The following is a 14485-nucleotide window of genomic DNA, read 5'->3' on the forward strand; positions in this document are numbered from 1 at the left end:
ACAGGCCGGAGACACTGAACGACCCGGCCTGCTCGGCTACATCAAAGGCCTGCGGTTCATCCGCATCGAAGCGTCCGACACCGACGCCGCGGTCACCGCCACCGTCGAGCCCTAGGTGCACACCCTCCGGTAGGGCACCTCGGCTAGGAAGTCCGCCCATGCCTCCCGGGTGAGGCCGCCGCCGGCCCGTGCGCACACCGCCGCCGCGACGGAGGCCGGCGCCAGTGCATAGGCGTGCGAAGGCACGTCCTGGTTCGCCACGTACAGGCTGTCACCTGTGCCGTCGCCCTGGATCACCAGGCTCAGCACCTGGTCGGCCGGTGCGGGGAGCGTCGTGCCGAGCGCCTGGTTCGAGCTGACGTCCCACAGCCGTATGGTGCCGTCCAGTCCGCCTACCGCCTTGGGAGCTGCGGGTGCCGCGAAGCAGATGCCTTCAGGCTCCGTTTGCCGGTGGGTGCCATACTTCCTGGTCAGGTGCGTGGCTGGGGTTTCGGCTGCTTCGCGAGGCAGGACGAGGGACGCGGCGGATGTGGGCGAAGTCAGGGACGGGCATGGGCGTCGGCCCGACCGGGCTGGTCGGTCGGGAGGGCGAGTTCGCCGAGCTTGCGGCGTTCCTGGAGACGGCCGGGGTGGACGGAGCTGTCCTGCTGCTCACCGGTGATCCGGGCGTGGGGAAGACGGCGCTCCTGGACGCGACCGTCGAGCTGGCGGTGGCGAAGGGAGTGCGGGTCGTCCGCGGGAGCGGTGTCGAGTACGAGACGGACGTCAGCTTCGCGGGGCTGCATCAGCTCGTCGGCTCGCTGCCGGACGAGCTCGGTCGTCTGCCGCGGCCCATTCGGGAGGCCCTCGAGGTCGCCCTCGGTCTCGGCGCCGGTCCCGCGCCGAGCCGGATCGCCGTCCTGAACGCGGCACTGTCCCTGTTCGACGAGGCCGCGAAGGAGCGGCCGTTGCTCCTCGTGGTCGATGACCTTCATGCCGTCGACCAGGCGAGCCGGGCCGCGGTGGGTTTCGTCGCCAGAAGACTGGGGGGTCGCCGCATCGGGCTGCTCGGAGCGCAGCGGGCGGTGTCCGGCGAATCCTTGCGGTCCACCGGTCTGCCGGAGCTCGAGGTCGCGCCGCTGGGTGACGCGGACGCCCTGCGGCTGCTGTCCCGGCGCTTTGCTCATCTTCCCCGCCGGGTTCTTTCGACCGTGGCGCACGAGGCGCAGGGAAATCCCCTGGCGCTGCTCGAGTTCGCCGGGTCCACCGGGATGTCCGGCGACCGACACGGCCGAGGGGCGGAGTGGGCGGGCGGCCCGGGGCGGGATGTCCGGGCTCTGTACGGCGCCCGCGTCGGACGACTGCCGCCAGGAACGCGCGAGGTACTGCTGCTCGCGGCTCTTGAGGGCTCCGGCGACATCGGCGTCCTCGAGGCGGCCGGCGGGCCGGGCAGCCTTGGGGAACTCGCTCCCGCGGAGCGTGACCACCTGGTCATGGTCACGGAGAACGGCCGCGCGGTGCGCTTCAGGCATCCGCTGGTCAGGACCGCGGTGGTCGACGGTTCCACCGGTGAACAGCGGCGTCGCGCCCACCGCCGACTGGCCGACGCGCTGGCCGACCAGCCCGAGCGGCGCGGTGATCACCTCGCGAGAGCCACGACGGCGCCCGACGAGGCGGTCGCCGCCGTCGTGGAGTCGGCGGCCCGGAGCAGCCTGCGGCGCGGTGACGCCGACGGCGCGATCGCACGATTGCGGCGCGCGGCCGAGCTGAGCCCCGAGCGAGCGGACCGCAGGCGCCGCCTGTCGCAGGCCGCCTATGCCGCCGCCTGGGTCACGGGCCATCTGGAGGTCAGCCACGAGATCATGCGTGAGGTCGAGAGCGATCCGGCGGCCCGGTCGCTCTCGACGGCCGCGACGGCCGGCTTCCTGGTGCTCGTCACGGAAGGCGACGCCGATACGGCCCATGCACTCCTGATGGAGGCGGTCGAGCAGGCCCCGGTGATGCCCGGAGCGCCGCGTGAGGAGTTGGAGACCGCGCTGTTCACCCTCACCCTCGCCAGCCAGTACTCCGGCCGCCCCGAGCACTGGCAGCCTCTGGTCGACGTGCTCGCCCGGTTCCCCGAGGCGGCGCCCGCCGCCTCGGTGTCGCTGGGGCGCGTCCACCACGCCCTCGGCTCCGTCACCGACGGCATGCTGCGCCGCCTGGACGAGGAGATCGCGCGGCTGAGGGACCAGAGTGACGCCGACGTGGTCATCCGCACCGCCCTGACCGCCTCGTACCTCGACCGGCTTCCGGGCTGTCGCAAAGCCGTGGGCCGGGTCATACGCGACGGCGGCGCGGTGGGTTCGAGCATGCCGGCCCTGATGTTCGTCGCCCTGGACGGCCTGTACGCCGGCCGGTGGCAGGCGTCGGCCGACGCCGCGGACGAGCTCATCGCACTGTCCGAGGAGACGGGGTACCACCTGTTCGCCCAGGTGGGGCACTACATCGCCGCGATGGCCGCAGCCCAGCGCGGCGCCCTCGACGCGTGCCGGGAGCACTGCGAGGACATCTGGGGGTGGTCGGGTCCCAGGGGTTTGCGGCGACTGGAGAACTGCGCCCACCAGGCGGCGGCCCGGGCGGCCCTCGGCGCCGCCGACTTCGAGACGGCGTTCCGGCACGCCACGGCGATCTGCGCCCCGGGTGTGCTGCCGCCGTTCAACCCCGAGGCCGTGTGGTCCGCGCCGGACCTCGTCGAGGCCGCCGTGCGCTCCGGGCGGCACGTTGAGGCGCGACGGCACGCGGAGGCGCTGCGCGACGCCGGTGTCGCTCGCCTCTCGTCGCGGCTCGCGCTGAGCACGGCCACGGTCACGGCGATGACATCGGCCGCCGAGGACATGGTCAGGTGCTTCGAGGAGGCACTCGGGCTGCCGGGCATCGAGCAGTGGCCCTTCGAAGTCGGCCGTGCTCATCTGGCGTACGGCGAGAGGCTGCGCCGTCAGGGGCTCAACCGCGAGGCCCGGGTGCAACTGACCGCCGCCCACAGCCGCTTCGAGGAGCTCGGGGCCCGTTCGTGGGAGGCCCGGGCCGCGGCGGAGCTCCGCGCCACCGGGATGACGCGGACCGGCCGGGGCAAGGCTGGTGGGGCCCTCACACCGCAGGAGCTGCAGGTCGCCAGGCTGGCGGCGACGGGGCTGTCGAACCCGCAGATCGCGGCACGTCTGTTCCTTTCGCCGCGGACCGTGTCGTCGCATCTCTACCGTGTGTTCCCGAAGCTGGGGATCACGTCGCGGGCCGGGCTCCGCGACGCTCTGGAGGCGCTGCCTCCCGAGCCTCCGGCCACCCGGCCGTGAGAGCTGCCGCTCGGGTCTCGGCACTGCCACGGTACTGACGTGAGCGAGCCGTCGGCCGGATGTCAGTCAACTGACGGAGGCTGCCGGCACGGTGGCCGAGCCATTCTCGTGGAGACATCGAATCCGCCCGGTACCCGGGCGAGACCACGAGGAGCGGACCATGCCGTTCGTCACCACCGACGACGGAGTAGAGATCTTCTACAAGGACTGGGGCTCGGGCCGGCCGGTCATGTTCCACCACGGCTGGCCGCTGAGCTCGGACGACTGGGACGCCCAGTTGCTGTTCCTCGTCCGGCGGGGCTACCGCGTCGTCGCCCACGACCGCCGCGGGCATGGGCGCTCCGCCCAGGTCGGCCACGGGCACGACATGGACCGCTACGCGGCGGACGCCGCCGCCGTGGTGGCGCACCTCGGCCTGCGCGACGTCGTCCACGTCGGCCACTGTGCCGGTGGCGGAGAGGTCGCCCGGTACATCGCCGGGCACGGTGCCGGCCGGGTTGCCAAGGCCGTCCTCGTCGCAGCGGTTTCGCCGCTCATGGTCCAAACGGAATCCAACCCCGCAGGGCTGCCGGTGGAGGTCTTCGACGGCTTCCGCGAGGGCGTGGCCACCGACCGCTCCCAGTTCTACCTCGACATCGCCTCCGGGCCGTTCTACGGGTTCAACCGTCCGGGCGCGGACGTCTCCCAGGGCATCATCCAGAACTGGTGGCGCCAGGCGATGGCCGGCAGCGCGCAGGCGCACCACGAGGGGATCAGAGCGTTCTCGGAGACGGACTTCACCGCCGACCTCCGGGCGATCGACGTGCCCACGCTCCTCCTGCACGGCGACGACGACCAGATCGTCCCGATCGCCAACTCCGCCCATGCGGCTGCCACGTTGGTCGAGCACGCGAGCCTGAAGGTCTACCCGGGCCTGTCACACGGCATGTGCACCGTCAACGCCGACATCGTCAACGCCGACCTCCTTGACTTCATCAGGAGCTGACCGGGCTCGGTACCGACACACAGCCCGTCAGCACGGAACACAACACGGAACAGGGCAGGAATCACTATGACCGCAACACCCACCGGCTATGTGACCGTCGTCTGGGACGCGAAGGCGAAGGCGGGCAGGGAGGACGACCTCAAGGCGTTCATCACCGCCGCCGTCACCCCCTCGCGCAACGACCCCGGCAACATCGACTACGAGGCCCACGAAGTCGAGGGCCGACCTGGCGAGTTCGTCATCTACGAACGCTGGGAGACACGCGCCCACCTCGACGCACACCTCGCCGCGCCCCGGATGCGGGAACTCGTCCCGCAGATGCTCGAACTGTTGGACGGATCCATCGAGGACGGCATCCGCCTGCTGCGCCCGTTCCGCCCCGCCCACTAGAGCAGGGCGCCCGTCGGCGTCGACGTCGACGGGACGCACCGCAGCGAACCCATCCCGCGGGTGCTCCCGGTAGCCGTTCTCCCGGGAGCACCCGCTCCAACGACACGCACAGGAGAGACACGACGTGACCACCACATTGATCACCGGCGGCAACAGGGGCCTCGGCCACGAGATCGCGCGCCGGCTCGTCCAGGCGGGCCAGACGGTCTGGATCGGAGCCCGGGACGCCGGGAACGGACGCAAGGCCGCCGATCGGCTCGGTGCCGGCTTCGTCCAGCTGGACGTGACCGACGACGCGTCGGTCGGCGCGGCGGTCGAGACGCTGCGCGCGCGGGCCGGCCACCTGGACATTCTCGTCAACAACGCCGGGATCCTCGGCGAAGTGACCGCCCCCGAGGACATGACGGCCGACCGGATCCGCCACGTCTACGAAACCAACGTCTTCGGCCTGGTGCGCGTCACGCACGCGTTCCTGCCCCTGTTGCGGAAGGCGGCCGCCCCGTCCGTCATCAACGTCACCAGCGGTATGGGGTCGTTCACGCTGACCCACGACCCGGAGCGGGTCGAGTCGCAGTATCCGCTCGCCGCCTACGGCTCGTCGAAGAGCGCGGTCACCATGCTGACCATGCAGTACGCCAGGACGATCCCCGACGTCCGCTTCAACGCGGTGGACCCCGGCCAGACCGCGACCGAGTTCACCGGCCGCATCGGGCAGAGCGTCGAGGAGGGCGCGGAGGCGGCGGTGCGTATCGCCACCCTGGGGCCCGACACACCCACCGGCACGGTGACCGACCGCGCCGGCGTCCTCCCCTGGTGACGGCGGCAGGCCCCGCGTCGATCTCGCGGTCGCAGCGATCGGTACCCCACGAGACGAGAAGGGAGATGGACACCCGTCCCCGACGCCGCCCATGACTGATCACCGATCACCGATCACCGATCACCGATCACCGATCACCGATCACCGATCACCGATCACCGATCACCAGGGCACGGGTGTCCCGTCCCAGGAGAAGAAGCCACCCGTGGGGCCGTCGTCCGGCAGCAGGGCCAGGCGGAGCGCACCCTGCGCTGCCTCGGCCGGGTCGCCGCCGGCAGCGGCGGCCCGGGGGTTGAGATCGGTGGCTCGCAGGCCGGGGGCGAGCGAGTTGACCTTGAAGCCGTCCTCCGCCAGCGTCTGGGCGTAGAAGACGGTGAGGGCGTTGAGGGCGGCCTTGGACGACCGGTAGGCGGCAGCGCCACCGCTTCCCGGGGTGAACTGGGGGTTGGGGTTCGTGCTCCAGGTCAGCGACGCGGTGCCACTGGAGACGTTGACGATGCGCGGGTGCGGGGACCGCCCCAGGGCGGGCAGGAAGGCATTGGTCACCGCCGCCACGGCGAACACGTTGGTCTCGAATGTGTGCCGGTACTCCTCGATGAGGGTGTCGGCCGGCGAGGCGAGTGACGGTGAGATGCCGGCGTTGTTGACCAGCACGTCCAGGCGTTCCACCTGAGCCGCGGCTTGGGCGATGCTGTCGGGATCCGTCACGTCGAGGACCAGTGGCCGGGCGCCGGGACCGATCTCCTCGACGGCTCGCTCCCCGCGGCCCGGGTTGCGCGCGCCCACGTACACGGTCAGGCCCTCGGCGGCGAGCAGCCTGGCTATGTGCTTGCCGATGCCCTTGTTGGCGCCGGTGACCAGAGCTATGCGATCGTTCATGGAGACTACGGTCCCCTGGCGGTGGGCGCCCTGCCAGGGACAGTCTGTACCAGGCACGCGGCCGGAGGTGGCATGGCGCGGCAGGAACTGGCCCGCTTCCTGCGGGACCGTCGGGCGGGTCTACGTCCGCACGAGGCCGGACTGACGACGACGGGCACCACCCGCCGCACACCCGGCCTGCGCCGCGAGGAGGTGGCGGAACTCGCCCACATGTCCGTCGACTACTACACGCGGCTGGAGCAGGCCCGGGGACCGCGGCCATCGCCCCGGATTCTGGATGCGCTGGCCCAGGCACTGCGGCTCACCTCGGCCGAGCGCAGCCACCTGTTCCGCCTGGCGGGATCGAACGTGCCGCCCGCCGGCAACGCCGTGCGCCGGGTACGCCCGCACGTGGCCCGGATGCTGGAACGGCTGCCCCAGACCGCTGCCGTCGTCACCGACGCGGCCTACGGCGTCGTCGCCTGGAACCCGCTGGCCCGGTCACTGCTCGGCGGCGACCTCGCACACGGGACGACGAACCTGGCCCGGCGCCGCTTCCTGAGCCGGCAAGGGATGCACGAGAGCTCCAGCAGCGAGGAGTTCGGGCACATCGTGGTGGCGCGGCTTCGCCGAGCCGCCGACCGCTACCCGCACGACCCGCAGGTGACCGCCCTGCTGGCCGAACTGCACGCCGGCAGTGAGGAGTTCCGGCAGATCTGGCAGACACGCCCGGTCCACGCACCCGGGCACCGCACCAAGACCCTGGACCACCCCGAAGCCGGCACGCTGCGCTTGAACTGCGACGTCCTGCTCGTGCCCGAGGACGACCAGGAAGTCGTCCTGATCACGGCCGACCCCGGATCACCCGCCATGCGGGCTCTGCACAGGCTGGCCGAGCAGGCGACGACCTGAAACCGAAGACGCGGACAGGTCACGGCCGGCGCCCAAGGACAGGGCGGGGGGCGGGAGCCTCAGGCCCCCCACTCCGTATGGTCTCCGATGATCCTGTCGCCGAGGTTGCACCATGCGACGCTCTCCGCGCTCGCCCATACCCAGGGACCGTAGTGCGTGTACTGGTAGCCGCCCAGGGTCTCGCACTTGATCACTTCACGGTACCGTCCCGAGTCGCACCAGGTCTTGTTCCCCTGATGGCCCGCGCTGCCGGTCACCCGTTGGCCCCAACACGAGGCCAGCGCGGAGTCGCTGGACGCGGGAAGGGCGGTCACCGACGAACCGCTGTCCGCCACCGCGCTCGGTGCGAGCGTCATCGCTCCCCCCAGGACGAGCGCCGTTGAGGCCAGTGCCTTTGCGATACGACCTTTGATCATGCAGATCTCCCAGGTGTCGACGAGATGTGTATGCGTCGCCGGCTCGCTCCGCCCGGCGGTTGATCGCTCGTTGACGACCGTAGGCGCAACCCGCGACCGGCGAGCACCCATATGCGCACTGTGACTCTCCAGTTTGCGCACGGTGCACAATTGGGACTGAACCGCACATGTGCACAGGAAGCTGGGAGCACATCGGCATGACCGACCGCAAGGGTTCCCGATTAAGGGGAACCGAGTCGTTCGAGGCAGTCGCCTCGGCCTTGTTCGCCCCGTTGCGGGTGACCGATCCCGGTCCGCAGGGGTTCGAAGCCGTGGTGGACCACGCGGTCATCGGGCCCGTGGTCGTCGCCCGTATCCAGGCCGCCGCCGCGACGGTGACGCGGGACAACCGCAGCATCACCTCCAGCGACGTGGAGTGGATGCATTTCACTCTGCACCACCACGGCCCGGTCACGGCGGCCCAGGACGACCGGACCACGGCGGTGAGACCCGGTGAACTGTTCGCCTGTGACAACACCCGGCCCTACCGGCTCGTCGGTGTCGACCCCAGTGACATGACTGTGCTCTGCGTTCCCCGGGCAAGTCTGGGCAAGCACGCGAACTCCATCAGCCGGCGCACGGCGCTCCCCATAGCCACTCAGGGCGGGATCGGCAGACTGCTCGGCCACGCCCTGTCCGCAGCCGGCGAGGACCTTCCCCGTCAGCGTGTGTCACGTACGTATCTGGCCGACGCGCTCACCGCACTCCTCCTTGCCGCTTTCGCCGACACCACCCCCGAGCGGGCGTCCGTCGCCAGCGACCTTGCCGACCGTATCCGCGCCTACGCGCTGGCTCAGCTCGGCGACCCCCGCCTCAGTGCGGAACGGGTCGCGCACCAGCACCACATCTCCGTCAGGTACCTCCATGCGCTCTTCAAGGGCGGTGACCTGACCTTCGCCGCCTGGGTCCGCCATGAACGCCTGCTACGGATCCGCCGAGACCTTCTCGACCCCGCCTCCGCGGACACTTCCACGGCCGCGATCGCAGCACGATGGGGAGTACACGACACCAAACACCTCGGCAGGTCCCTGAAACACGAGTTCGGCGAATCCGTCAGCGACCTGCGCCGCAGGCAAAGGGACTGAGCGGCAGTACGCACCCGCCGCTCACAGGCCGGATCGCGCCCCGGGTCGGGCCAGTTCCCAGGCGGTGGCGGTCAGGTCCAGAGGCCGGAACCGCACCGAGTGAGAGAGTTCCGGCGCTCGTGGTCCGGTTCGGACGTAGGACATGGCCTTCGGCCGGGTAGCCGCTGCTGTGATTGACGCAGGGCGCTGACGGCGTCCGCTTCGCGGGAGGGAGATGAGAACGCATGGCTACCGGCGCGGACTCGGCGAGGATCACGGCGAAGGTCCAAGGCAGGGACATCACACTCCATGGCCCCATGACAAAGGACGAGATCCGAAGCACGATCTGGTGGTGGCAGAGTGCCGACCACAAGACTTCCCAGGAACGGGAAGAACGTCAGCACGATCACGACGACTCCCACAAGGACGTGATCACGACTTTGGCCGGGTACTACGAGGTCTCCCCCGACCCCCGTACACCCGAGGCCGAAAGGCTCGTGGACCTGGTGTACGACGAGCTCAACTCGAACGAGTGACACAGCGGGCACGGACGTAGCCGGTGTCCGAGTCTGCCCCGTGACGGGGTGCCTGCTCGTCACGGTCGCTCCCCCGGCGGGCTGAACCCCCGCTGCCCCCGCACCTGTTGACTGCCGCGCAACGACCGCGTGCGCGTCCCGGCGGTGGAGATCAGGCTGTTGCCGGCTGCGCGGCGGGCGCTGGGGCGGGGGCCTGGTGGGCCTTGCGGGTCTCGCGGAGGGTCAGCAGGCCGGTGATGGCGATCAGTGCCGAGGTCAGGAATGCGGCGGCGAGGGAGCTTCGACCATGCTGGGGCTCGCGCTGACGCGCTATGTGCTGCGGTTCCCGGCGAGCATGGCGCTCGAACGCGAGGAGATCGTGGACTGGGTCGGGCCCACGGTCCAGCGGTATCTCACCGCGCGCACACTCTGACCAACGCGGCGAGGGCACCGACCATCCGTCCGGCTGTGCCGGCACCGCTTGCGGCCGGTGTCGTGCCCTTGCGTATCTGCCGGGCGCCGGTGTCGTGCCCACATATCTGCGTACGCGGTTAGCGTGCTAAACGTACTTAATTAGTACGTGAAAGGTACGGTTTCGCCGGTAGGATGGGGGCGGAGGTGTCTCATGTCGGAGCTGTTCGATGCGGTGGACGCGCTGGTCGCGTCCCGCTCCCCGCTGCCGCCGCCGGCGGAGCGCAGGCGGCTGCGCCAGGCTCATGCGCTCACCCTGGACGAGGTCGCCGCCGCGCTGCAGGTGCGGCGGGCGACCGTCGGCGCGTGGGAGTCGGGTAAGACCGAGCCCAGGCCGCCGGAGCGGGAGGCGTACGCCCGCCTGCTGGAACAGCTCGCCACGCTCTACCCCGCCCCGGAGAGCACCGGTGCCGAGCAGGAGGACACCGCCCTGCCTCAGCCCGCTGCGGCGCCCGCGGCCCAGGCCTCGGCAGCGGCGGCGCCGGCGCCGGCGGTGAGCCCGTCGACTGCGCCGTCGAGCGAGGCGCCGGACAGCACGGCCACAGCCCGGGCCGGGGCGGAGGATGCCCCCTCCGCTCCCCCAGCGGCCGTTCAGGCGCCGGCCGCCGCGCCGGGCCCGCGCGCCGAGCGCGTATCGCGGGGCTCGCGCCGTCCGGGGGCGACGAAGGCCGCCCCGGCGAACACGCCCGCGCCCGGCGGTGCGTACCCGCACGGCCCGCTGCTCGTCCTCGACGCCGACGCCGACCGGAACGTGACCGGCTACGGCGTCGGCGGCCTGATCCTGGACGTGCCCGCCAAGTCGCTGCCCGCGCTGGTCGAGTGGACGCTGACCGAGGGACACCTGGGGGCGGAGCGGCTGCACGGCTCGGGCAAGGACGCCGATCCGCTGCTGGTGCTCACCGAGGCGGCGTGCGAACGCTACGGCCTGCCCGCCGCGCTGTCGCACGAGGAGCGGCTCGCCGGACGGCTGGCGGAGGGGCACAAGGTCGTCAAGCAGCTTGAGCGCGCCGAGTGGAAGCTGACCCGGCGGGGGCTGGGGCCGTGGGCGCGGATCTACCGCCCAGCCCAGGGGGGCCGCCGAAGTTGCGTGCAGTTGTGCATCCCCTCGTGGCGCGCCCTCGACGGCCGTGCGTGGGGGCATGCCGCCCAGCTCGAGCCGGCGGAGCTAGCCAAGGTGCTGGGCCTGTACGCGACACGGGTGATGACCCCGGTCGGCTCTCCGGCCGTCACCGGCCTGCAGCTGATGACCGCGCTCAACCCGCCGACCCGCGCGAGCGAGCCGGACGCCGACGGCCGGCGGCACCGCGAGCACCGGCCCGGCTCGCTGGGCACCCAGCCGATGGACCCGGCGCCGTGCGAGGCGACCGACGGGCACCCCGTCCTGGCCGGCCTGCCGCGCTTCCATGTGCGTGGCCCCGACGAGCGGCTGTTCGAGGAGGCCTACGACTGGGCGCGGGACCTGACCGATACGGAGTGCATGAAGCGCTACCTGGTCGGCATCGACGTCAACCTCGCCTTCGGTGCGGCCGCCAACGGCGCCGTCGTCGGCCTTGCCTCGCCGCCGGTCCACGTCACCAACCCGGTCTTCGACGCGGCGCTGCCCGGCTCGTGGCTGGTCGACCTCTCCCACGTCGACCTGAACCGGGTGAAGGTCGGCAAGCAGTGGCGCGACCTCGACGGCGTCCTGCTGCCCAGCCCGTTCACGCCGACCGGCCGGCGCCCGACGGGTCCGGCCTGGTACGCCACGCCCACCGTGGCGTACGCGGTGGAACTGGGCTACGACGTCGCCCCCTTGGAGGCATGGGTGCGCCGCGAGAGCGGCCGGTTCCTGGACGGCTGGTACAAGCGGCTGCGCGACGCCTACGTCGCCACCATGACAGAGCTCGGGGTGGGCGAGAAGCTGCCCCCGCACGAGTTCCTGACCGCGATGGACGGCTACAAGAGCCGTGATGCGGAGACGGGCATCGTCGTGGACGCCATCAAGATGACCGTCAAGGGCGGCATCGGCAAGCTGCAGGAGAAGGCACGCGGCGGCGGCTGGAAGCCGGGACAGGCGTGGCCCGCCCTCGCCCGGCCCACCTGGCGGCCCGACATCCGCGCCGCGGTCGTCTCCCGGGCCCGGATCAACATGCACCGCAAGATGGTCGCCCTGGCCGCGGCCACCGGGCAGTATCCGGTCGCGGTCCTCTCGGACTGCGCCGTGTACGCCGCGGACGGGCCCAGCCCGCTCGACGTCCTGCCCTACGACGCCGACGGCAAGACCGTGCCCGGCGGCTTCCGGCTCGGCGTCTCCCCGGGGATGGTCAAGCACGAGGGCACCCAGAGCGTGCTGTGGGGCGCCACCGTGCTCGAGGAGCTCGCCGGTGACGGCCACGTCGCCAACCTCGCCCGCTACATCAAGACCGGCGAGGTCACCGCCAAGGACACCGGAGAGTAGGGGAATCGCGGCATGGTCACGGTCGGGGAAGGACTCGACAAGGCGGTGCAGGGCGCGTTCACCCGCCCGATCCCGAAAACGGCCGGGGCACAGATGCGTTACCTGGTCCGCCGGCACCGGCGCAGCACCCGGCGGGTGGCCGAGCTGCTCGGCGTCAGCCAGCGCACCGTCGAGCGGTATGTGAAGAACCAGATCCGGACGCCCCGGCCGGAGCTCGCCGACCGCATCGAGCGTGAGGTCCGCGTGCGCTGGCAGCCGCAGATCAGGGCCAAGGCCAAGCAGGCCGCGGCCACCACCGGCGGCATCATGATCGACGTCCAGGGCCGCTTCGGCTACACCGCCGCCCCCGGCAGCACCGACGACGCCCGCATCCGCCACCTCACCCTCGCCCTGCCCCCCGAGCACGCCGCCCGCCTCTTCACGGCCCGGGAGGAAGGCGCCACCGAGGACCGGCTCCGCCGCATCGCCGCCGAGGCCGTCGGAGAGGTCTACTTCCGCGACAACGGCCGCCGCGCCCACGGTCTCGAAGTGGAACTCACCGACCTGATCGACCTCGACTTCGAGCTGTAGCCGAGCCGGTCCGGGGGCCGGACAGAAGACTGTCGGCCGCTCGGGGCTGTCCGGGCGCGCAGCAGCCCCGCAGGCAGGAGGAGCAGGGTTCCACTGCTGAGCCTGCGGGGCCGGTGCATCACTCACCTACCCTGCGGTGCGCCCGATACGCCCGATCCCTCCCAACCGCTCGCCCACAAAGGCTGGTTACGCGAGTGGGGCCCGGCCGTATCCGGCCGGGCCTCACTCACTTCTCGTGCGCGGCGCGTTCCACGCGCCTGGTGTGTCCGTCGTCTACCAGCGGTACCAGCGGCCCTTACGACCGCCACTGTCAGCCGTACGGACCACGAAGCCCAGCAGCCAGACGACGAGCACGATCACCGCGATCCACCACAGTGCCTTCAGCGCGAAACCCGCGCCGAAGAGAATCAGGGCCAGCAGAAGAACCAGAAGCAGGGGAACCATCGTTATCAACCTCCTGGCCATCATGTGCCCTTACCTCAGGCCGACAAGCCCACAAAACGGGAGTTATTTCCCTGCGGTACGGGGCATGTTCACGGGCTTGCGCGCCATGCATCGTTCCCCGGGCCTCGCCCCTCACGCACCGCGGCACCATCCCGTCAACCAGGGCGGGCGGGCCGGTGGTCAGGGTGTGTCGCCGGAGTAGTGGAAGCGGCAGGCGATCCCCGGGCCTGGTGTGCGCGGCACGCCGTCGCCGGGGTCGTACAGGGCGCGGCCGCCGGGCCACCGTGACAACTCGGTGGCCAGGGCGACGCCACCGTCGAGTTCCTCCGCCGTCCAGCCGGTGATGTCCAGCAGCAGACCGTCCAGGGGTCCGCCCACGAGCGTCGCGTAGGACCGTGCGGGGAGGGGCCCGGGGTTGGGGTCGTCGTGGTCGCAGCCGTAGACCCGGCCACGCAGCAACTGCTCATCGCCGTTCATACGACCAGCGTTGCAGCCACCACCGACAACGGCTCCCCCGCCCGCTGCCTGCCGTGCCTCGGCTTCCCGTTGTTCGACCCGAAGTTCGTCGAGGGTGTTGATCAGGCGGCCTTGAGCGGGGTGCCGCCATAGGTACAGGCCGATACTCGTCAGCGCCCTTGAGGGCTTTACGGTGGCGACGACGCGCGATGCGGGGGGAAAGTGTTCAGATCCGGAATGATCATTCTTGCGGTGTTCGGGCTGGCCTGGTGGATGGTGGGGATCTCGGTGGTCACCGGCCTCCTGGCCGCTGTGGCAGTGGTCCTTGGATTGGCCGCCACCGTGGGTGTGCTGTTGCTGGCTCGCAGGGCCGTCGCCCAGGGGGCGCCGCCTTCCCCGCCGGACGGCGCAGTGATGCGGCGCTTCGGGTGGATCAACATCGCCCAGTGGGCTGCGATCGCGGCGACTGTCGCGGTGTGCGTCGCTTGCGGTGCGTCCTCCTGGATTCCGGTGTTGGTGGTGTTCATCGTCGGGGTGCACTTTCTGCCGCTGGCCACGTTGTTCCGGCAGCCGGAATACCGCGTGACAGCCGCCTTGCTCATCGCCGCTGGTGGCGTCGCCGGTGTCGTCGGCGCGGCAGGCGGACCGCCGACCGTGGTACGCGCCATGGCCTGTATCCCCACCGCGCTGGCTCTGTGGGGCAGTGCGGTGTGGCTGCTGGGCCGCAGAACCGACGCTCGATAGCGGCGGGGCCATTCGCTTCAGCGCTTCCTCATGGTGTTCAGGAGTTTTCTACAGGC

Annotated in this window: 15 protein-coding genes and 1 pseudogene; 11 read left to right on the forward strand and 5 right to left on the reverse strand. The window is 71.2% G+C overall.

Annotated features, from left to right (window positions below; translation table 11 throughout):
• Nucleotides 1-111: 111 nt before the first annotated feature.
• On the reverse strand, nt 112-309 hold the full coding sequence (locus tag TNCT1_RS33295) for a hypothetical protein (RefSeq protein ID WP_143639637.1): 198 nt from the start codon (nt 307-309) through the stop codon (nt 112-114).
• A gap of 218 nt (nt 310-527) precedes the next feature.
• Here TNCT1_RS33295 and TNCT1_RS33300 point away from each other — a divergent pair, with 218 nt between their 5' ends.
• The 4 genes from TNCT1_RS33300 (at nt 528) to TNCT1_RS33315 (ending at nt 5503) form a co-directional block, all read left to right on the forward strand.
• On the forward strand, nt 528-3311 hold the full coding sequence (locus TNCT1_RS33300; RefSeq protein ID WP_143639639.1) for an AAA family ATPase: 2784 nt from the start codon (nt 528-530) through the stop codon (nt 3309-3311).
• Between the two features lie 160 nt (nt 3312-3471).
• Complete coding sequence (locus TNCT1_RS33305) at nt 3472-4296, forward strand: alpha/beta fold hydrolase (protein WP_143639641.1); 825 nt, start codon at nt 3472-3474, stop codon at nt 4294-4296.
• Between the two features lie 66 nt (nt 4297-4362).
• Nucleotides 4363-4686: a putative quinol monooxygenase gene (locus TNCT1_RS33310; RefSeq protein ID WP_143639643.1), complete on the forward strand. Its 324-nt coding sequence runs from the start codon at nt 4363-4365 to the stop codon at nt 4684-4686.
• 124 nt (nt 4687-4810) lie between these two features.
• The gene (locus tag TNCT1_RS33315) at nt 4811-5503 is read left to right on the forward strand and encodes an SDR family NAD(P)-dependent oxidoreductase (RefSeq protein WP_143639645.1); all 693 of its coding nucleotides are present in this window, start codon (nt 4811-4813) and stop codon (nt 5501-5503) included.
• Nucleotides 5504-5665: 162 nt separating this feature from the next.
• Here TNCT1_RS33315 and TNCT1_RS33320 read toward each other — a convergent pair whose 3' ends face one another.
• Complete coding sequence (locus TNCT1_RS33320) at nt 5666-6382, reverse strand: SDR family oxidoreductase (protein WP_143639647.1); 717 nt, start codon at nt 6380-6382, stop codon at nt 5666-5668.
• A gap of 72 nt (nt 6383-6454) precedes the next feature.
• Between TNCT1_RS33320 and TNCT1_RS33325 the strand changes: the two genes are divergently transcribed.
• The gene (locus TNCT1_RS33325; RefSeq protein WP_143639649.1) at nt 6455-7273 is read left to right on the forward strand and encodes a helix-turn-helix transcriptional regulator; all 819 of its coding nucleotides are present in this window, start codon (nt 6455-6457) and stop codon (nt 7271-7273) included.
• 59 nt (nt 7274-7332) lie between these two features.
• Here the strand turns inward: TNCT1_RS33325 and TNCT1_RS33330 are convergent, their stop codons facing one another.
• Nucleotides 7333-7830 carry a hypothetical protein gene (locus TNCT1_RS33330; protein WP_143639651.1) on the reverse strand — a complete coding sequence of 166 codons (498 nt, stop codon included), beginning with the start codon at nt 7828-7830 and terminating at the stop codon, nt 7333-7335.
• A 56-nt stretch (nt 7831-7886) separates the two neighbouring features.
• On the opposite strand from TNCT1_RS33330, the gene TNCT1_RS33335 reads away from it, so the two are divergent.
• The 5 genes and pseudogenes from TNCT1_RS33335 (at nt 7887) to TNCT1_RS33360 (ending at nt 12785) form a co-directional block, all read left to right on the forward strand.
• Nucleotides 7887-8813 (forward strand): helix-turn-helix domain-containing protein, encoded by a 927-nt coding sequence (locus TNCT1_RS33335; protein WP_235903020.1) that lies wholly within the window; start codon nt 7887-7889, stop codon nt 8811-8813.
• A 296-nt stretch (nt 8814-9109) separates the two neighbouring features.
• A complete protein-coding gene (locus tag TNCT1_RS33340) occupies nt 9110-9328 on the forward strand; it encodes a hypothetical protein (protein ID WP_235903021.1) in 219 nt (72 codons plus the stop codon).
• A gap of 277 nt (nt 9329-9605) precedes the next feature.
• Nucleotides 9606-9740 (forward strand): annotated as a pseudogene (locus TNCT1_RS33350) (TetR/AcrR family transcriptional regulator); the annotation flags it as partial.
• A gap of 192 nt (nt 9741-9932) precedes the next feature.
• Nucleotides 9933-12215, forward strand: a complete 2283-nt coding sequence (locus tag TNCT1_RS33355) for a helix-turn-helix transcriptional regulator (protein WP_143639657.1) — start codon at nt 9933-9935, stop codon at nt 12213-12215.
• Nucleotides 12216-12227: 12 nt separating this feature from the next.
• The gene (locus tag TNCT1_RS33360) at nt 12228-12785 is read left to right on the forward strand and encodes an XRE family transcriptional regulator (protein WP_143639659.1); all 558 of its coding nucleotides are present in this window, start codon (nt 12228-12230) and stop codon (nt 12783-12785) included.
• 273 nt (nt 12786-13058) lie between these two features.
• Here the strand turns inward: TNCT1_RS33360 and TNCT1_RS33365 are convergent, their stop codons facing one another.
• Both TNCT1_RS33365 and TNCT1_RS33370 read right to left on the reverse strand, forming a co-directional pair.
• A complete protein-coding gene (locus TNCT1_RS33365; protein ID WP_011113206.1) occupies nt 13059-13229 on the reverse strand; it encodes a DUF5670 family protein in 171 nt (56 codons plus the stop codon).
• 180 nt (nt 13230-13409) lie between these two features.
• Complete coding sequence (locus tag TNCT1_RS33370) at nt 13410-13706, reverse strand: hypothetical protein (RefSeq protein ID WP_143639661.1); 297 nt, start codon at nt 13704-13706, stop codon at nt 13410-13412.
• Between the two features lie 216 nt (nt 13707-13922).
• Between TNCT1_RS33370 and TNCT1_RS33375 the strand changes: the two genes are divergently transcribed.
• On the forward strand, nt 13923-14429 hold the full coding sequence (locus TNCT1_RS33375) for a hypothetical protein (RefSeq protein ID WP_143639663.1): 507 nt from the start codon (nt 13923-13925) through the stop codon (nt 14427-14429).
• The last annotated feature ends 56 nt before the right edge of the window (nt 14430-14485 follow it).

The sequence above is a fragment of the Streptomyces sp. 1-11 genome, assembly GCF_007176755.1.
GTDB lineage: Bacteria > Actinomycetota > Actinomycetes > Streptomycetales > Streptomycetaceae > Streptomyces.